Annotated in this window: 15 protein-coding genes; 8 read left to right on the top strand and 7 right to left on the bottom strand. The window is 60.9% G+C overall.

Annotated elements, in window-relative coordinates:
• Positions 1-108: 108 nt before the first annotated feature.
• The 3 genes from LUU92_RS28630 to LUU92_RS28640 all read left to right on the top strand — a co-directional run bounded on the left by LUU92_RS28630 (position 109) and on the right by LUU92_RS28640 (position 3158).
• A complete protein-coding gene (locus LUU92_RS28630; protein ID WP_071490841.1) occupies positions 109-930 on the top strand; it encodes an ABC transporter substrate-binding protein in 822 nt (273 codons plus the stop codon).
• A gap of 47 nt (positions 931-977) precedes the next feature.
• Positions 978-1748 carry an amino acid ABC transporter permease gene (locus LUU92_RS28635; protein WP_083351516.1) on the top strand — a complete coding sequence of 257 codons (771 nt, stop codon included), beginning with the start codon at positions 978-980 and terminating at the stop codon, positions 1746-1748.
• 117 nt (positions 1749-1865) lie between these two features.
• Complete coding sequence (locus LUU92_RS28640; protein ID WP_257102960.1) at positions 1866-3158, top strand: autotransporter outer membrane beta-barrel domain-containing protein; 1293 nt, start codon at positions 1866-1868, stop codon at positions 3156-3158.
• Positions 3159-3232: 74 nt separating this feature from the next.
• Here LUU92_RS28640 and oadA read toward each other — a convergent pair whose 3' ends face one another.
• Both oadA and LUU92_RS28650 read right to left on the bottom strand, forming a co-directional pair.
• The gene (gene oadA, locus LUU92_RS28645) at positions 3233-5041 is read right to left on the bottom strand and encodes a sodium-extruding oxaloacetate decarboxylase subunit alpha (RefSeq protein WP_058424313.1); all 1809 of its coding nucleotides are present in this window, start codon (positions 5039-5041) and stop codon (positions 3233-3235) included.
• Between the two features lie 11 nt (positions 5042-5052).
• Complete coding sequence (locus LUU92_RS28650; RefSeq protein ID WP_003195732.1) at positions 5053-6468, bottom strand: acetyl-CoA carboxylase biotin carboxylase subunit; 1416 nt, start codon at positions 6466-6468, stop codon at positions 5053-5055.
• A gap of 195 nt (positions 6469-6663) precedes the next feature.
• Between LUU92_RS28650 and LUU92_RS28655 the strand changes: the two genes are divergently transcribed.
• Positions 6664-7638, top strand: a complete 975-nt coding sequence (locus LUU92_RS28655; protein WP_071490844.1) for a LysR family transcriptional regulator — start codon at positions 6664-6666, stop codon at positions 7636-7638.
• Here the strand turns inward: LUU92_RS28655 and LUU92_RS28660 are convergent.
• The 3 genes from LUU92_RS28660 to LUU92_RS28670 all read right to left on the bottom strand — a co-directional run bounded on the left by LUU92_RS28660 (position 7568) and on the right by LUU92_RS28670 (position 11815).
• Positions 7568-7765: a PA3496 family putative envelope integrity protein gene (locus LUU92_RS28660; RefSeq protein WP_083351517.1), complete on the bottom strand. Its 198-nt coding sequence runs from the start codon at positions 7763-7765 to the stop codon at positions 7568-7570. The two genes, LUU92_RS28655 and LUU92_RS28660, sit on opposite strands and share 71 nt — an antisense overlap.
• Positions 7766-7913: 148 nt before the next feature.
• Positions 7914-8780: a transcriptional regulator HexR gene (gene hexR, locus LUU92_RS28665; protein WP_003177007.1), complete on the bottom strand. Its 867-nt coding sequence runs from the start codon at positions 8778-8780 to the stop codon at positions 7914-7916.
• 161 nt (positions 8781-8941) lie between these two features.
• Positions 8942-11815, bottom strand: coding sequence for an EAL domain-containing protein (locus tag LUU92_RS28670; protein WP_257102961.1), 2874 nt, complete (start codon positions 11813-11815; stop codon positions 8942-8944).
• Between the two features lie 247 nt (positions 11816-12062).
• Here LUU92_RS28670 and uvrD point away from each other — a divergent pair, with 247 nt between their 5' ends.
• From uvrD to LUU92_RS28685, 3 genes are all read left to right on the top strand, one after another.
• A complete protein-coding gene (gene uvrD / locus LUU92_RS28675) occupies positions 12063-14246 on the top strand; it encodes a DNA helicase II (RefSeq protein WP_071490846.1) in 2184 nt (727 codons plus the stop codon).
• Between the two features lie 189 nt (positions 14247-14435).
• Complete coding sequence (locus LUU92_RS28680) at positions 14436-15305, top strand: Tim44 domain-containing protein (protein WP_071490847.1); 870 nt, start codon at positions 14436-14438, stop codon at positions 15303-15305.
• A gap of 135 nt (positions 15306-15440) precedes the next feature.
• Positions 15441-15848 carry an SMI1/KNR4 family protein gene (locus LUU92_RS28685; RefSeq protein WP_028618538.1) on the top strand — a complete coding sequence of 136 codons (408 nt, stop codon included), beginning with the start codon at positions 15441-15443 and terminating at the stop codon, positions 15846-15848.
• 81 nt (positions 15849-15929) lie between these two features.
• Here the strand turns inward: LUU92_RS28685 and LUU92_RS28690 are convergent, their stop codons facing one another.
• The gene (locus LUU92_RS28690; RefSeq protein ID WP_093514228.1) at positions 15930-17693 is read right to left on the bottom strand and encodes a cation:proton antiporter; all 1764 of its coding nucleotides are present in this window, start codon (positions 17691-17693) and stop codon (positions 15930-15932) included.
• 291 nt (positions 17694-17984) lie between these two features.
• On the opposite strand from LUU92_RS28690, the gene LUU92_RS28695 reads away from it, so the two are divergent.
• Entirely contained in the window at positions 17985-18470 is a 486-nt protein-coding gene (locus tag LUU92_RS28695; protein WP_033897247.1) for an acyl-CoA thioesterase, read from the top strand.
• A 36-nt stretch (positions 18471-18506) separates the two neighbouring features.
• Here the strand turns inward: LUU92_RS28695 and LUU92_RS28700 are convergent, their stop codons facing one another.
• On the bottom strand, positions 18507-19535 hold the full coding sequence (locus LUU92_RS28700) for a hypothetical protein (protein ID WP_257102962.1): 1029 nt from the start codon (positions 19533-19535) through the stop codon (positions 18507-18509).
• Positions 19536-19583 lie beyond the last annotated feature (48 nt).

The raw sequence follows: 19583 nt of genomic DNA on the forward strand, positions 1-19583 counted from the left end.
TTTTACTCATAAGCTTATGAAAATAACTCACTATGAGAGCCGTTCTTATAACTATTTAATACGCAGCATTCGGTTATTAACAACCTCTTTTTTATTCAGGTGTCGATTGTGAAACTAAAACCGCTGCTGGCTCTGGCCCTGACGATGTTGGCCACGTCGACTCAAGCCTTCGCAGGCACGACGCTGGACCGGGTCGAGCAAAAAAAGGAACTGGTCGGCGTGTTGATGGAAAGCTACCCGCCGTTCTCGTTTCTTAACGAGCAGAACCAACTCGACGGTTTCGACGTGGATGTCGCCAAGGCGGTTGCGCAAAAACTGGGGGTGAAGCTGCGCCTGGAAACGCCTTCCTGGGACGTAATCGCCGCAGGCCGCTGGAGCGGGCGCTACGACATCTGCATCTGCTCCATGACGCCGAGCAAAGCCCGCGCCGAGGTGTTCGATTTCCCGGTGCAATACTACGCGTCGCCTGCCGTGATTGTGGTCAACGCCAAGGATGACCGTATTCACGGCGCCAGGGACCTGAGCGGCAAGAAAGTCGGCCTCACCAGCGCCTCCAGCTATGAAAGCTATCTGAACAAGAATCTGGTGATCGAAGGCGCCGAAGATACCCACCTGCAGTACCCTTTCGACAACGTGCAGATCGCTCCATACGACACCGACAACGTAGCGTTCCAGGACCTGGGCCTGGGCGCCGGCGTGCGCCTGGATGCGATCCTCACCAATCTGGTCACTGCCCAACCGCGCCTGGACCAGGACAAGCGCTTCAAGCTCGCCGGCGATGCGCTGTATGCCGAACCCAACTCGGTGGCCATCGAAAAAGGCGACCCACAGTGGGACAGCAAGGTGCGTGAGGTCTTCGCCCAACTGAAACAGGACGGTACCCTGAGCAAGCTGTCGCAAAAATGGATCGGCGCCGATATCAGCCAATGACTGCATTCCCCACACCTCCCAAGCCACCGGTGAACACACGGCGCCTCATGGGATTCCGGACTCGGCTTTACTTGACCTGGGCGACGTTGTTCTGCCTGTTCGCCAGCTTTTTCCTGAGCTTTGACCTGAAGTTCTCGATCATTCTCGACAAACTGCCCAACTTGATCGGCGTACACCTGGCCCCCAACGGCTTCCTGCAAGGGGCGGCACTCACCGTATTCCTGTGCCTGTGCTCGATGGTGGCCTCGTCGCTGCTGGGCTTTGTCACAGCGCTGGGGCGGCTGTCGAATAGCGCCGTGGCTTTCGGCGTCGCCAGTTTCTACGCTTCGTTCTTTCGCGGCACACCCTTGCTGATCCAGATCCTGCTGATCTACCTGGGCCTGCCGCAATTGGGTGTGGTGCCTGGTGCAATCGTTGCCGGGATCATCGCGCTCTCGCTGAACTATGGGGCCTACCTGAGTGAGATCTTCCGTGCGGGTATCCTCGGCGTACCCCAGGGCCAGCGGGAAGCCGCCCTGGCCCTGGGCATGCGCGACAGCGCGATCTTCTGGCACGTCACCCTGCCCCAGGCCATGCGCACCATCATCCCGCCAGCCACCAACCAGTTCATCTCCATGCTCAAGGACTCGTCGCTGATTTCAGTGATGGGGGTATGGGAAGTGATGTTTCTGGCGCAGTCCTACGGACGCTCCAGCTACCGTTATATCGAAATGCTCACCACGGCGGCGATCATCTACTGGGTGATGTCCCTGGGGCTTGAGTTGATCCAGGCGCAAATGGAGCGGCACTACGGCAAGGGGTATGCGCGCAAGGGGTAAGTTCTTAATCTCCCGCCAGTAAAGACAACTCCCGCAAACCAGGAGTCGATGGCCTGACAGTTATCACCCCACCATCTCGCTAAATTCCCGGCCTCATTCATCAGAGGTTGGGATTTCATGCCTTTTACACCGCACAGAGTTGCCCTTGTCATTGCCCTTGCGCTCAGCGCCACCAGCCTTCAATCCGCACAGGCGCAAGGCGATATCGAATACACGCCGTACTGGTATCAGCCCTACGATGCGCTGGATGCCGACTGGTTCTACACACCCGAACCCAAAGCGCTGCCCCTGGACGGTTATCTCACCCGCAAGGCCACCTCGCACAATGGCTTGCAAGTGGCAAAAGTGCTGGAGCCCGCATTGATTCGTTTGCTGAAGTCCGGAGAGCTGACTTCCGAACAAATCAAAGCCCTGGATAAATTCGGTGACGCGCTGGAGAAACAGCCTGGCGGAATCGGTGCCAGCCTTGAGCAATTGGCTGGCAGCCAGAACGCCAACCTCGCGGGTGCAACGCAAAACACCACACACCACATCGGCAGCCAATTGCTCTCGAACCTACGCACACTGCCCGCCGACGACGAGGGACACTTCTGGGTTCAAGGCCTGGGCCACGACGGCCGCCTCGACACACAAGGCGGGAGCGCCGGCTTGAAATACAGCACCGAAGGCCTGCTGTTGGGCGCCGACTGGGCGCTGGATCACGCCTGGCGCGTGGGTGTCATGGGCGCAAAATCCACCAGCCACCTCGATACCCCGCGCTTCGCGTCCGAGTTGGACAGTTGGCACCTGGGCGGTTATGCCGTGCGCCAGGACGGCCCGTTGGCCCTACGCCTGGGCGCGATCTACAGCGACCATGCGGGGCAGAACAAACGTAACGTCAACCTGCTGGATTACAAGGAGCAACTCAGGGGCCAATACAACGCCCAGAGCCAGACCCTGTTTTCCGAACTGGGCTATCAACTGGGCAGCGCGGATCTCAGCGTGGAGCCCTTCGCCGGCCTCGGCTTCCAGCGCTACCACCGTGACGGCTTCAAGGAAACCGGTGGCCTGAGCGCGCTGAACGTTGGCGCACAAACCCAGCAGAACCTGAGCAGCACCGTGGGCCTTCGCCTGGCAACGGTGTATCGATTCGATAACCAGGTCAGCCTCACACCTCATCTCAGCACCGGCTGGAAACACCTCTACGGCGAGGTCGACAGCCAGGTGCGCCAGTCCTACCGCGCATTGCCAGGGCGGGTTGACGGCTTCACGGTCAAGGGCACTTCGCTGGATCGCAATAGCCTGGATCTGCAAGCCGGGCTGGACCTGGCCCTGTCGACACAACACACCGTCGGCTTGACCTACAGCGCCCAGGCCGGTACCAACAGCCGTAACCAAGGCCTGATGGGACAATGGAAGATGAGCTTCTGACCCACCAAATTTCAGGCAAAAAAAAGGGGGCACCTGCCCCCCCGAGGATTAAGCGGTAGTGTCGAAGGCTGTTTTCAGCCTTCGATTTCAATCAGGATTTCGCCAGGGTTGACCCGGTCGCCTTTGGCCACATGAACGGCGGTCACCTTGCCGGCAATCGCGGCCTGTACTTCGGTTTCCATCTTCATGGCTTCGGTAATCAGCACGGCCTGGCCAGCCTTGACCACATCGCCTTCCTTGACCAGCACGTCGACGATATTGCCCGGCATCGCCGTGCTGACATGGCCCGGCGCGGTAGCATGCTTGCGGTTGCTGCTGCCACCGCTGACGAACTCGTTGAGCGGCTCGAACACCACTTCTTCCGGCATGCCATCGATGGACAGGTAAAAGTGGCGCTTGCCCTCGGCCTTGACGCCGACACCAGTAATGTCCACGCGATAGCTTTCACCGTGCACGTCGATGACGAACTCAGTCGGGACGCCTTCGCCACCGGCACGCGCCACGCCGCCCGCTTCCGGGATCGGCAGCAGCACTTCCGGCGCCAGGGTGCCTGCGTCGCGTTCTTCGAGGAACTTGCGCCCGATGTCCGGGAACATCGCGTAGGTCAGCACGTCTTCTTCGGACTTGGCCAACGCGCCGATCTCACCGCGCAGCTTGGTCATTTCCGGCTTGAGCAGGTCGGCCGGGCGTACGTCAATCACCTCTTCGCTGCCGATGGCCTGGCGCCGCAGTTTCTCGTTCACGGTGCCCGGCGCCTTGCCGTAACCGCCTTGCAGGTAGAGCTTCACTTCGTTGGTGATGGTCTTGTAGCGCTCGCCAGCCAGCACGTTGAAGAACGCCTGGGTGCCGACGATCTGCGAGGTCGGGGTGACCAGCGGCGGGAAGCCGAGGTCTTCACGCACGCGCGGGATCTCGGCCAGCACTTCGCTCATGCGGTTGAGGGCGCCCTGCTCTTTCAACTGGTTGGCCAGGTTGGAAATCATCCCGCCCGGCACCTGGTTGACTTGCACACGGGTGTCGACAGCGGTGAATTCGCTTTCGAACTGGTGGTATTTCTTGCGCACGGCGTAGAAGTACAGGCCGATCTCTTGCAGCAGTTCCAGGCTCAGGCCGGTGTCGAACTCGCTGCCTTTAAGAGCGGCGACCATCGACTCGGTGCCCGGGTGGCTGGTGCCCCAGGCGAAGCTGGAGATGGCGGTGTCGATATGGTCCGCACCGTTTTCAATCGCCTTGAGTTGGCACATCGCGGCCAAACCAGCAGTGTCATGCGAGTGGATAAAGATCGGCAGGCTCTGCTCGGCCTTCAACGCCTTGACCAGCTCACCCGTGGCATATGGGGTCAACAGACCAGCCATGTCCTTGATCGCGATGGAGTCGCACCCCATGGATTCCAGTTGCTTGGCCTGGGCCACGAAGGCTTCGACGGTGTGCACCGGGCTGGTGGTGTAGGCGATGGTGCCCTGGGCATGCTTGCCGGCGGCCTTCACCGCTTCGATGGCCACGCGCAGGTTACGCACGTCGTTCATGGCGTCGAAAATGCGGAATACGTCGATGCCATTTACGGCGGCCTTGGCGACGAAGGCTTTGACCACGTCGTCGCTGTAGTGGCGGTAGCCCAGCAGGTTCTGGCCGCGCAGCAGCATTTGCAGGCGGGTGTTGGGCAATGCGGCGCGCAGTTTGCGCAGGCGCTCCCACGGGTCTTCCTTGAGGAAGCGCACGCAGGCGTCGAAGGTAGCGCCGCCCCAGACTTCCAGGGACCAGTAGCCGACTTTGTCGAGCTTGTCGCAGATCGGCAGCATGTCGTCGGTGCGCATGCGGGTCGCCAGCAACGATTGGTGGGCGTCGCGCAGGATGGTGTCGGTGACAAAGATTTTCTTGGACATTGTTGTATTCCTCACAGGCCTGCGTGGGCGGCGATGGCGGCGGCGATGGCCAGGGCCAGCTCTTCGGGTTTGCGCTTGATCGAGTAGTTGGTCAGCTCGGGGTGGCTTTCCACGAAACTGGTGTTGAACTGGCCGCTGCGGAATTCCGGGTTGCGCAGGATTTCCTGGTAGTAAGCGGCGGTGGTCTTCACGCCTTGCAGGCGCATGTCATCCAGGGCACGCAGGCCGCGGTCCATGGCTTCTTCCCAGGTCAACGCCCACACCACCAGTTTCAGGCACATGGAGTCGTAGAACGGCGGGATGGTGTAGCCGGTGTAGATCGCCGTGTCGGTACGCACGCCGGGACCGCCGGGCGCGTAGTAACGGGTGATCTTGCCGAAGCTGGGCAGGAAGTTATTTTTCGGGTCTTCAGCGTTGATACGGAACTGCAACGCGAAACCACGGTGCTGGATGTCTTCCTGTTTCACCGACAGCGGCAGGCCGGAGGCGATGCGGATCTGTTCACGAACGATGTCGATCCCGGTGATTTCTTCGGTGATGGTGTGTTCCACCTGCACCCGGGTGTTCATCTCCATGAAGTACACCTCGCCCTCGGCGAGCAGGAACTCCACGGTGCCGGCGTTCTCGTAGCCCACGGCCTTGGCGGCGCGCACCGACAGGTCGCCGATGTAGGCGCGCTGTTCAGGGGTCAGTTGCGGGCTTGGGGCGATTTCGATGAGCTTCTGGTTACGGCGCTGGATCGAGCAATCACGCTCGAACAGGTGCACCACGTTGCCGAAACTGTCACCGAGGATCTGCGCCTCGATGTGCTTGGGATTGACGATGCACTTTTCCAGGAACACTTCCGCCGAACCGAAGGCCTTGGTGGCTTCGGAGATCACACGGGGGAAGGCTTGTTCAAGTTCTTCGCGGCTGTTGCAGCGACGGATACCACGACCACCACCACCGGAGGTGGCCTTGAGCATCACCGGGTAACCAATGCGGTCGCCTTCGGTGAGTGCCTCGTGGATATCCGCGACGTTGCCTTCGGTACCCGGCGTGACCGGCACACCGGCCTTGATCATGCTGCGGCGCGCTTCGGTCTTGTCGCCCATGCGGCGAATGACTTCAGCCGATGGACCAATGAACTTGATGCCGCGTTCAGCGCAGATGTCCGCCAGTTCGGCGTTTTCAGACAGGAAGCCATAGCCGGGGTGCAACGCATCGCAGCCGGTTTCCACCGCCAGGTTCACCAGCTTGCGCGGGTTCAGGTAGCCGGCCAGGGGCTCGGCACCAATGCTGTGGGCTTCGTCGGCACGCTTGACGTGCAACGCGTGGCGGTCGGCATCGGAGTAGACCGCGACCGAGCGAATGCCCATCTCGGCGCAGGCACGCACGATTCGTACGGCAATTTCACCACGGTTGGCGATCAGGATCTTTTTTATCACTTGGAAATTCCCTTGAGCCGATTGCTGCGTTCTTCGACCCGCTGGAGCCGGGTCGGCGCGTGACCAAATGTTTCATGACAGTCGCGAGACACACACTAAGCCCGCCAAGGGATTAACAAAAATCAATAATTATTGGGTTGGGCATAAGTAAAGACTTATAGTCACCCGGACAGCTTGCGGCGAGAGCACTAAGAAATGCGTAAGTCACTGATGAGACTGACATTGCGTCAATTGCAGATCTTCCATGAGGTGTGCGATTTGCGTTCCTACAGCCGTGCGGCCGAGGAAATGTCCCTCACGCAACCGGCCGTCAGCCTGCAAATTCGCCAGTTGGAAGAGCTGATCGGCCAGCCGCTGTTCGATTACGTGGGCAAAAAGCTCTACATGACCGAGGCCGCCGAAGCCTTGCAGCGCGCCAGCCGCGACATCTTCGGGCGTCTGGAAAACCTCGATATGCAGCTCTCGGACATGCAGGGCTCGTTGCAGGGCCAGTTGAAACTGGCGATTGAGTCCAGCGCCAAGTACTTCGTGCCGCACCTGTTCGCCGCCTTCAAGCGCCAGCATCCGGAAGTGCAGTTGCAGTTGACGGTGGTGAATCGCGCCCAGGTGATTCGCCGGCTTTCGGACAACCGCGACGACCTGGTGATCATGTCCATGGTGCCCCAGGACATGGGCCTGGAATTCCTGCCGTTCCTCAACAACCCGATTGTCGCCGTGGCGCCGCCCGACCATCCCTTGAGCCTGCAAGGCCCGCTGCGCCTGCAGGACCTGGAACCCTACACCCTGCTGCTGCGCGAAGCGGGCTCCGGCACGCGACTGGCCTGCGAGGAGTACTTCAAGGAAAAACGCGTGCACTTCACCCAGACCGTGGAAGTAGCCTCGGCCGAGGCGCAGCGTGAATGTGTTTGTGCGGGATTGGGCGTGGCCCTGTTGACGCGTCATGCGGTCAACATGGAGCTGGCCACCGGCGGGCTCCGGGAGCTGCCGGTGGAAGAGCTGCCACTGTACCGCAGTTGGTGCCTGGTGCAGGCCAAGGCCAAGCGCCTGTCACCGGTGGCCCATGCGTTCCTGGGCTTTATCCGCAGCGAGAGGGTGCAGATCAGCGTACTGGCTGAGCGTTTCGCTGGGCTGCCGCGGGTGCCTGCCAGTGGAGTTCAGGGTAGTCGCTGATGCTCTGGAGCAACTGGCGCTCCTCACAGCGGTCTTCGATTGCGCGACGGAACGCCATGCGGCGCTGGTCTTCCTGCTGACGACGGGTTTTGACGGAGCTGTTGCTGTCTTCGTAAGTCCGGGCCATTTGGAGTCTCCCAATGCGAGTACGGGGAGTTCAGGATGGCCCTGGGCGATGACGCAGCGATGACAGCCTGATGAAGATTCTGGGTTTGCAGGAGATCCAAATGTGGGAGGGGGCAAGCCCCCTCCCACATTTTGCTCTGTGTACCGCTTTAGTCATCGAGGGCTTTGACGGACTTGGGCGACAACCGCAGGCTGCGCAAGCTGCGCTTCACGCTCTTGAGGTGGTTGACCAGGCTCGGCCCACGCGCCATGGCCACGCCCATCGCCAATACATCGATCACCACCAGGTGGGCGATACGCGAGGTCAGCGGGGTATAGATCTCGGTGTCTTCATGCACATCGATCGCCAGGTTGACCGTGGACAGTTCCGCCAACGGCGTCTGGCTCGGGCACAGGGTGATCAACGATGCACCGCTTTCACGCACCAGGTTGGCAGTGATCAGCAGGTCCTTGGAGCGGCCCGACTGGGAAATGCAGATGGCGACGTCAGTAGGTTTCAGGGTCACCGCCGACATGGCCTGCATGTGCGGGTCACTGTAGGCCGCAGCGGTCAGCAGCAAGCGGAAGAACTTGTGCTGGGCATCGGCGGCCACCGCGCCTGAAGCACCGAAGCCATAGAACTCCACACGCTGGGCCTGGGACATGGCCGTCACGGCCTTTTGCAACTCCACCGGGTCGAGCTTCTCGCGCACTTCCATGAGCGTGTGCAAGGTGGTGTCGAAGATTTTCAGGCTGTAGTCGGCGACGGAATCGTCTTCATGGATCGCGAACTGCCCGAAGCTGGCACCGGCGGCCAGGCTCTGGGCCAGCTTGAGTTTCAAGTCCTGGAACCCGGAACAACCGATGGCGCGGCAGAATCGCACGATGGTCGGTTCGCTGATACCCACGCTATGGGCCAGGTCGGCCATCGAACTGTGCATCACAGCCGCAGGGTCAAGCAGCACGTGATCGGCAACCTTGAGTTCCGATTTGCGTAACAGGTGGCGCGACTGGGCGATATGTTGCAACAGGTTCAAAGGGCAGGACTCTTGTTATGGGCAGGGCCAGGGATGTAGCAAGCTTGTAGTTATACTACAAGAATTGCCCTTTTGCCCGTCCGACGCATCACTAAATCGCCCTGCCCCCCTTTGAATCTAAGGGCGGCCGCGTTGTAGCCACAGGGGCGCCCCCGGCGTCGTTAAGGAAATTCTGCATTTTTCCGTAACAAATCTGCCAACCCATCGGCCTGCATCGGCCGACTGATCAAATAGCCCTGCACTTCGTCACAATGCTCACCCCGCAGGAAATCCAGCTGCTGCTGATCTTCCACACCCTCGGCCACCACCTTCAGCGCCAGCCCGTGGGCCATGGCGATGATTGCCCGAGTGATGGCCGCGTCTTCGCGCCCCTGGCCAAGGCCGCGAATGAAGGTCTGGTCGATCTTCACGTAGTCCACGGGAATGCGCTTGAGGTAGCTCAGGGACGAATACCCGGTGCCGAAGTCATCGATGGCCAGCTTCACGCCCAGGTCACGCAGTTGCTGGAAGGTGGCGATGATGTGTTCGACGCTGTCGAGCAGTTGGCTTTCAGTCAGCTCCAGCTCGAGGTATTGCGGGTCCAGGCCGGTTTCTTCGAGCACCTGGCGCACCAGGCTGACCAGCTTGCCCTGGCGCAACTGGTGCACCGAGAGGTTGACCGATACCCGGATCGGCGCCAGCCCCTGGCGCTGCCATTCACAGGCTTGCCAGCAGGCTTCGCGCAGTATGAATTCGCCCAGCGGTACGATAAGGCCGGTCTCTTCGGCCAGGCCGATAAACTCCCCCGGCGGCACCATGCCCCACTGCGGATGGTCCCAACGGATCAGCGCTTCGGCAGCATTGAGCTTGCCAGTGGCCAAGCACAGTTTCGGCTGATAGAACACCGTGAGCTGACGCTCTTCGATGGCCTTGCGCAGGTGGTTTTCCAGCTGCAAGCGCTCCAGGGTGCTGGCTTGCAGGCTGTCGGTGTAGAACTGGAAGTTGTTGCCGCCCAGGTGTTTGGCGTGTTGCATGGCCATGTTCGATTGGCTGACCAATGCGGAAATTTCACGCGCGTTGTCCGGCAACAGGCTGACCCCCATGGAAGCACTCACCACCAGTTCATGCCCCTCCACCGTCACCGGCACCCGCAGCTTGGCCAGCAGCCGCGTGGCGACCCGCGCCAGGCTCGACAAGTTGCCGTAGGCGTCGAACAACACGGCAAACTCATCCCCGGACAGGCGTGCAATGGTGTCGGCCTCGGGCAAGGCATTGATCAGGCGTCGCGCCATTTTTTGCAGCAACTGGTCGGCCACTTCATGGCCCAGGCTGTCATTCAACAGCTTGAAGCGATCGAGGTTGATGTGCAGCAGCGCCAGGCTACGCCCACCCTGGCGGACACGCTGGTGCGCCTCGCGCAAGCGTTCGCGAAACAGCGAGCGATTGGCCAGGCCGGTCAGTTCGTCGTAGTGGGTGAGGTAGCGCATACGCTCTTCGGACTCACGCCGCGCCGAGAGATCGGCGAAGAAGCCTACGATGTGGCTGACTTTTCCTCGAAAATCCCGCACTACGTTCAACTGCAGCCACTGCGGGTAAAGCTCACCGTTCTTGCGGGTCTCCACCAATTCGCCCTGCCACGTGCCGTGGCTGAGCAACGCCTGGCGGATCACCGGGAAATGGCGGCGGGCGTCACGACTGCTGGGCAACTCCACTACATTGCGGCCAATCATGTCATCGGTTTCGAACCCCGTAACGCGTCTGAAAGCCTGGTTGACGGCGATCAGCTTGTAGTCCGGATCAAGGATCACAATGCCTTCGCTGGCGGCTTCAAATACGGTCGAGGCCAACCGCTGCTGTTCCTCCAGGGCCTTGCCGGCGCTGATATCGCGGCGCGTACCGAGCATGCGCGTGACCCGGCCGCTGGGCGCACGCTCCACGGCGCGGCCACGGTCTTCGATCCACACCCAGTGCCCGTCGCCATGGCGCACGCGGTATTCCACCTGATAGTCCTCGCTGCGGCCCTTGAGGTGTTCCACCAAGGCACGCTTGAGCAGCGGCAGGTCGTCGGGGTGCAGGCGCGGCTTGAGGTGGCTGAGCATTGCCGTGACGTACTCCGGCTCCAGGCCGAACAGCTCCTTGAGCTGGGTGTGATGGACCTCATCGGTTTGCAGGTTCCAGTCCCACAGGCCCAGTTCACTGGCTTGCAGCGCCATGGCCAGGCGTGCTTCGCTTTTATTCAAGGCCAGGCTGGCGGCGTCCAGTTCCTGGCTGCGCTGTGCGACGCGGTCTTGCAGGCCGATCTGGGCTTCGCGCAACTCCTGTTCGACCTGACGGCGCTGCTCGACTTCACGCACCAGGTCCTGATTGAGTTGCTCGCTGCGCTGCTGCGCCTGTTGCAGGTGTTCGATCAGCGCCTGGTTCTGGAAGCGGCGCAACAGCCCGCGCTGGATCAGGCGATTGACCTGCCACGCCACCAGGCTCAAGGACGCCAGCAGGATCAGGCCAAGTACACCCCAACCACGCTGCTGCGGGTCGCCGCTCCAGAACAGGTAGAAGATGGACGGCACCAGGCACGGCAAGGCAAAGGACAGGAACGCCGGCAGGCTCACGGCGTACGCCACGCTGGCCGACAAGGTCGCCGCGCCGATCAGGCCGAATACCCAGGCCTGCTGCATGAAGCTGTCACCCGGCACCAGGGCGATGGCGGCCGTTGCCAGCGTCAGGCCACTGACCGCCGAGCCGAGCAGGAACATGCGCTGCCACACCGGCTGGGCCTGGCGGCTGGGCATCGCCGAGTCGAACGCGGCCACTTGGATCACGCGCATTGCCACCAGGGCCAGCAGCCAGACCAACCAGATGCTGTCCAACAGGTATTGCTGGGGGTTCCACAGTAGCCAGGCGCAGACCAGGCCATTGACCAACATCAACAGGGTCGGCAGCAGTGAGCCTTGATACAGCAGGCGTGTGCGCTCGACCGCCATCTCCGTGGCGTAGTGTTTACGGATAACCTGCGCGGGAGCCGCCGAGGGGCCAAGCAGGTCGGTGCTAAGGGTCATAGGCAGTGTTCTTATAATGGTGAGCCCGAAACGTCGACGGAGCATACACAAGCAAGCGCTTGGGCCAAACTGCTCCATGTCATAAAAACTGCGCGGTCATGCAGCGCAAACTTCCGGGCCAGACGGCTTGAGCGAGACGCTGCGCGGGCTGCGACCATCGACCGACCGGTCATCACCCCGAAGGTTTTCCGTCGACCAGCCGGCATTGGCATTTGCCCCACTTCCCCGGGGGCCATAGAATGCGCCGATGCGCGATGATCTCTCCCTTTTGCTGAACTCCCTCAACGATGCCCAACGCCAGGCTGTAGCGGCCCCCGTTGGCCGTCAGTTGGTCCTGGCCGGTGCTGGCTCCGGTAAAACCCGAGTGCTGGTGCACCGTATCGCCTGGTTGATCCAGGTCGAGAACGCGTCCCCGCATTCCATCCTGTCGGTGACCTTCACCAACAAGGCCGCTGCCGAGATGCGCCACCGCATCGAACAGCTGATGGGCATCAGCCCGGCCGGCATGTGGGTGGGCACCTTCCACGGCCTGGCGCACCGCTTGCTGCGGGCGCACTGGCAGGAAGCGGGCCTGGCCCAGACCTTCCAGATTCTGGACAGCGATGACCAGCAACGCCTGGTCAAGCGGGTGATCCGCGAGCTGGGCCTCGACGAACAACGCTGGCCGGCGCGCCAGGCGCAATGGTTCATCAATGGCCAGAAAGACGAAGGCCTGCGCCCGCAACATATCCAGGCCAGCGGCGATCTGTTCCTGGCCACCATGCGCAGCATCTATGAAGCCTATGAGGCCGCCTGCGTGCGCGCCGGGGTTATCGACTTTTCCGAGCTGCTGCTGCGCGCCCTCGACCTGTGGCGCGATAACCCAGGCCTGCTGGCGCATTACCAGAAACGCTTCCGCCATATCCTGGTGGACGAGTTCCAGGATACCAACGCCGTGCAGTACGCCTGGCTGCGCCTGCTGGCCAAAGGTGGCGACAGCCTGATGGTGGTGGGCGACGACGATCAGTCGATCTACGGCTGGCGTGGCGCGAAAATCGAGAACATCTACCAGTATTCCGAAGACTTCCCGGACGCGGTCACCATCCGCCTGGAGCAGAACTATCGCTCCACCGCCGGGATCCTCAAGGCGGCCAACGCCTTGATCGCCAACAACACCGGGCGCCTGGGCAAAGAACTGTGGACCGACGGCGGCGAAGGCGAAGCGATCAACCTGTACGCCGCGTTCAACGAACACGATGAAGCGCGCTACGTGGTGGAAACCATCGAAAGTGCGCTGAAAACCGGCCTGGCGCGCAGCGATATCGCCATTCTGTACCGTTCCAACGCCCAATCGCGGGTGTTGGAAGAAGCCTTGCTGCGCGAACGCATCCCGTACCGCATCTATGGCGGCCAACGCTTCTTCGAACGGGCGGAAATCAAGAACGCCATGGCCTACCTGCGCTTGCTGGAAGGCCGTGGCAACGATGCAGCGCTGGAACGGGTGATCAATATCCCGGCCCGTGGCATCGGTGAAAAAACCGTCGAAGCCATTCGCGACCACGCCCGCCACGCCGATGTGTCGATGTGGGAAGCCATGCGCCTGCTCATCGCCAACAAGGGCCTGACTGGTCGTGCGGCGGGTGCGCTGGGTGTGTTTGTCGAGCTGATCGAGAACCTGGCGGCCAAGTGCGCGGAAATGCCCCTGCATTTGATGACCCAGACCGTGATCGAGCAATCCGGGCTGATCGCCTACCACGAGGCGGAAAAAGGCGAGAAAGGCCAGGCCCGGGTAGAAAACCTTGAGGAACTGGTCAGCGCCGCCCGTGCGTTCGAAAATACCGAGGAAGACGAAGAGCTGACACCGCTGGCCGCGTTCCTCGGCCATGCTTCGCTGGAAGCCGGCGATACCCAGGCCGACGAGCATGAAGACAGCATCCAGCTGATGACCTTGCACAGCGCTAAGGGCCTGGAGTTCCCTTACGTGTTCCTGGTGGGCATGGAGGAAGGCCTGTTCCCGCACAAGATGAGCCTGGAAGAGCCTGGTCGCCTTGAGGAGGAACGCCGCCTGGCCTACGTGGGCATCACCCGGGCGATGCAGAACCTGGTGATGACCTACGCCGAGACCCGACGCCTGTACGGCAGCGAGACCTACAACAAGGTGTCGCGCTTCGTACGTGAAGTACCGAAGGGTCTGATCCAGGAAGTGCGCCTGTCCAACAGCGTGAGCCGCCCGTTCGGCGGGGGCCAGCAGCAGAACTCCAGCAGCATGTTTGCGGGCTCGGAGATTCCGCAGACCCAGTTCAGCCTGGGCCAGCAGGTCAGGCATTCGGTGTTCGGCGAAGGGGTGATCCTCAACTTCGAGGGTGCCGGTGCCCAGGCGCGGGTGCAGGTGAATTTCGCCGAAGGCAGCAAGTGGCTGATGATGGGTTACGCGAAGCTCGAAGCCGTTTGAAACATTTGCCTACATGAAGGTTCTTGGCCCACCCTTGTTTTTAACAAGCGCGGGCCAATATCTGTGATAAGTCCTACAGACCGTTCTGAATCTGTCCTACGCAAAAGCCCGAAACATTATGCCGCTAGCCACTGTCACCACACCTGTGCAACATGGCGCGCGTGCAATCCACAAATGGGAATTCCCTTTATGAAACGTTTTCTTAGCATCGCCATGGCGTTGTGCATCGGCCTGACGATGAGCCTCGACGCCAACGCCAAACGCTTCGGTGGCGGCAAAAGCTCAGGCGCAGCACCAACTCACCAGACCAGCCAAATGGCTCCATCCGCCGGTGCCGGCGGTGCTGCGGCCACCGCAGGCGCCGCCGGTGCTGCAGGCGCTGCCGCCAAGGCCGGCGGTGCTTCGCGCTGGTTGGGCCCTCTTGCCGGCATCGCCGCCGGTGGCCTGCTCGCCTCCATGTTCATGGGCGGCGGCTTCCAGGGTATGCAGATCTTCGACATCCTGATCATGGCGGTCATCGCCTTCCTGGTCTTCCGCTTTATCGCCGCTCGTCGCCGCAAACAGCAGGAGCACCTGGCTCCAGCCGGCGCGCCAATGCAGCGTGAAGTGTTCGAGCAAAAACCAGCCATGGGTTCGATCTTCGGTGGTTCGGCAGCACCTGCCGCGGCCCGCCCGGTGATCAATGCACCGGCCTGGTTCAACGAAGAACGTTTCGTCGAGGCGGCTCGCAGCCACTTCCAGTCCCTGCAGCAGCACTGGGACGCCAATGAAATGGACAAGATCGCCGAGTTCGTGACCCCGCAACTGCTGGAGTTCCTCAAGCGCGAACGCGCCGAGATTGGCGATGCATTCCAGTCGACTTACATCGACGACCTGCGCGTGCAGCTGGACGGTGTGGATGATCGCGCCGACAAGACCATCGCCACCCTGACCTTCAGCGGTGTGTCGAAGACCTCGCGTTTCGACCAGGGCGAAGTGTTCAGCGAAAGCTGGAACATGGAACGTGCACAGGGCGACAACCAGCCATGGCTGGTCGCCGGTATCCGCCAGAACGGCTGATCCCTGCACGCTTGGTAAACAGATACAAAAAACCCCGGACCTGTCCGGGGTTTTCTATTTCACGGTTGCACTTATAGCGAGCTACTGTATAAAACGCCCCTATAAACCGCGCCATCTAGCAAGAGGATCCCGGCCGTGGAAGAAATCATCGAACAATTGCGTGAAGCCAACGAACCGGTCCCGGTTCCCTTGGAGCTGCCTGACGAAGACCAACTGGTGGAGATCGAGGAACAACTGTTCATCGACATCCCGTTTGTCTTCCGTGAATTCCTGCTGACCGTCAGCGACGTGGTGTACGGCAGCCTGGAGCCGGTGACCGTCACCGACCCGCAGTCCCACACCTACCTGCCGGACGTGGCCGCCAACGCCTGGGATGCCGGTGTCGACCGCAGCCTGATCCCGATCTGCCAGGACGGCGACGACTACTACTGCGTCGAAGAAGACGGCACCGTGGTGCTGTGGTCCGGCGAAGAAGAAATCGTCACCGAAGAAACCTGGGAATCGGTGTGGCACTGGGCGCGGGACGTCTGGCTGGAAAGCTGACAAAGCTCTCTGGCTAACCGGGCTTGCTGTGGCGAGCGGACTTGCCCCGCGTCGGGCTGCGAAGCAGCCCTCCCAAGCCCCTCAATGCTCCGGCGTATCCTTATGGTTATCCAGCGTCTCCAACAAGGCGACCTGCATCCGCGTATGCACGCGGATGAACCACCGCCAGAGCACCGCCGCCACCGCAGCCGTCACCACGGCAATCAGCACCAGCAACTTGTTGGTCGGCAAAATACTGGCCGACAAGGCTGCCAATAGCAGGAAGATCACCAGCAACGAAAGGATCGGGATCAACTCTGCAATCACCCTTCGCACCCGCTGGGTATGCCGCCCGGCCATTTCTGGCTTCACGCTCATCTCCGCCAGCAGCATCGACAGCGCCTTGAGCTTGCGATACGCGGCAATCAAGAATGGCAGCGACAACAGCAACGCCCCGCCCCAGATCAACGCCTTCTGCCAGCTTGGATCGCCGATCCAGCCTTCCAGATACCCACCGATGCGCGCCGCGAAAAAGCTGCCGGCAAAGAAGATCGCGATCACCAGCGCCAGGTTGACCCCGACTTGCAGAATGATCTTTCGGATCATCGAAGCCAGCATCGCACCCTCGCCTTGGGGCTGAATGCTGCGCAACCATTCGCCGTACATGCCAAAAACCCGGCTCAACCGCTTGGGCATGACCGCGGCGATCTTCAAGGACAGTGGATCGGCGCCGCGAATCAGGTACGGCGTGAGCAGTGTGGTGATGGCCGAAACCGCTACCGCGACGGGGTAGAGGAAATCACTGGTCACCTGCAGCGTCATCCCCAGCGCCGCGATGATGAAGGAAAACTCGCCAATCTGTGACAGCCCCATGCCCACGCGCAGTGAGGTACGGCCATCGTTGCCGGCGATAAACGCGCCCAGGCCGCAGGACAGCATCTTGCCCAACACCACGGCCACGGTGATCACCGCAATCGGCCAGGCGTATTGCAGCAGGATCTGCGGGTCGATCATCAAGCCAATGGCCACAAAGAAGATGGCGCTGAACATGTCGCGAACCGGCTCGATCAGGCGCTCGATCTTAATCAACTGCCGGGATTCGGCCATGATTGCGCCGATCAGAAACGCGCCCAGCACCATGCTGTATTCCAGCTTGACCACCAGCAGGCAGAAACCGAAACACAGGCCCAGTACGGTGATCAGCAACATCTCGTTGCTTTCGAACTTGGCCACATACGCCAGCAAGCGCGGCACCAGCAAAATGCCGATGACCAGCGCGACAATCATGAACAGCGAGAGCTTGCCGACGGTGGAGAACACTTCGCCGGAGCTGACCGTACCGCTGACGGCGATGCTCGACAGCAAGGCGATGATGCCAATGCCGAGGATGTCCTCGACGATCAGCACGCCGAAAATCAATTGGGCAAAACGCTGGTTCTTCATCTTCAGGTCATTGAGCGCCTTGACGATGATGGTGGTCGAAGAAATCGCCAGGATCGCGCCAAGGAACAGTGAGTCCATGGTGTTCCAGTCGAACCAGCGGCCGATTTCGTAGCCAATCCAGATCATCAGGATGATTTCCAGGAAGGCCGCGATAAACGCCGTGGCGCCGACCTTGAACAACTTGCGCAGGCTGAACTCCAGGCCCAGGCAGAACATCAGGAAGATCACCCCGAGCTCGGCGAGGGTCTTGATGGTGTCTTCGTCGTGGATCAGGCCGAACGGCGGGGTGTGGGGGCCGATGATGAACCCGGCGACGATGTAGCCCAGCACCACCGGCTGCTTGAGGCGGTGAAACAGGATGGTGACAACCCCTGCCACCAGCATGATCACGGCCAAGTCCTGGATAAAGCTGATGGCGTGCATGGCGAGGGGCTCCTTGAGGGTACTGGCGCTTTTCCCACTTCCGCGCGCGCCTTTGAAATGTCGCAAAGTGCGGAAGGAAAAGTCTGCCTTGATCGTAAGAAATGCCCTGAGATGGGCTTTTGAAGGTTAACACCGCGACTTCCGCCGGAAAGCCGGTGCAATATATGGAAACAGATCGGTTCGCGCGTGACGGCTAGCCGCCCACCGGCGTCCCGTTATGGATGGCCCTGCAAAGATTCCAGCACCCGCAGAGGTGCCCCCCAACCAATGCCTACAACCCGTGAGTGTGCTATGGAACCCGGAAACGCCCAGCTGTCGATGACGGTATTGATGACCCCTGACATGGCCAACTTCTCAGGCAATGTCCACGGCGGCACCCTGCTCAAGTACCTCGACGAAGTGGCCTATGCCTGCGCGAGCCGCTATGCCGGCCGCTATGTGGTCACACTGTCGGTGGACCAGGTGATCTTTCGCGAGCCGATTCATGTCGGCGAGCTGGTGACCTTCCTCGCGTCGGTCAACTACACCGGCAACACCTCGATGGAGGTGGGCATCAAGGTAGTGACCGAGAACATCCGCGAACGCTCCGTGCGCCATACCAACAGCTGCTTCTTCACCATGGTCGCCGTGGACGACCAGCGCAAACCGGCCGCCGTGCCCCCGCTGCAACCGCAGAACAGCGAGGACAAGCGCCGATTCGTACAGGCTCAGCAGCGTCGACAGATCCGACAGGAACTGGAGAAGCGCTACCAGGAAATCAAGGCAGACGCACTGTAGGCCATTTCCCGCCTTTAGGAGCGAGCAGCTGCGCTCCTACAGCCGCCAGCACTGATCATCGTGGGCACAGACATCAAAGCGCTGGTCCAACTGGCTCATGCGCTCCATATGATGATTCACGATGTCCACCATCACCGCTTTGCTGGTGTTCTTGTAGTACTGCGCCATCAACTTGTCGTTCGCCTTGACGCGCTCGACCACGGCGGCGTCCGTCGGGTTCTGCCATTGCTCCAGGATCGCATCTTCGGTGCCGCTCAGGCGCATGCGGTAAACCCGCTCATACAGCTCGAGGGTACGCGCCTTGCGGCCGGCCATTTCCTGATTTACCCGTGCATAGTTCTCACGGTATTGAGTCCAATAGGACTCAGGCGGAGTGAACTGGCCGAACCGCGCCTTGCGCTCGGCGATTGCCTCCTCGACGGCTTGCGGGCGCTGCGCCGTGTCAGGCTCCATCAATGTGATGAGTTGCATATGGGTATCAACGATTGCGTTGATCAACGCAGTTCGGTGTGGCGTATCCGGGATCACCTTGCCGAATATCGGGCTTTTGCCCGCGCACGATGGCATGCCGTTCTCGAATATCGGCTGTGGAATGCGCACGTCCTTGCCATCGGAGCGCGTCAGGCGCTGCAACGAGGTCGTGCAGATGCCCCGCGCCATATCGAAGGTCACTTCGTACTCTTCCCCGGCCTTTGGCGTGATACTCATTGATTTGCCGCAGACATAGCTGCCGCCATTGGTGTTGATCATCAGCATGGTTTCCTTGCCGGGAGCCAGCTTGAACTCCAGCAAGCCCCTGGCCTTGGCCGGAGGGGGCACCGACATGCCGACACGCCGCCGGGTATCGACCAGGAAAATATTATTGAGCATGCCGGTGGTCTGGCCCATGCAATGTTGCGCATCGTAGACGTCGATGGTGGTGTTGGACGTATTGGAGATGAAGCGCAGTTTCGCAGCGTCCGGCTCGGTGGCGTCAGGGTAAGTACCGTTCACACTGCAACCGCCCAGCAACGACGTCAGCACCAGAGCGGTCAACGCCCGTGGCGAAGGGAATACGGGAGACATGGTTCTTCCTTGAAAAGCACAGGGGACTAAGAGGCGCCCGATAGTACC

This window comes from Pseudomonas extremorientalis (genome assembly GCF_024584605.1).
Lineage (GTDB): Bacteria > Pseudomonadota > Gammaproteobacteria > Pseudomonadales > Pseudomonadaceae > Aquipseudomonas > Aquipseudomonas extremorientalis.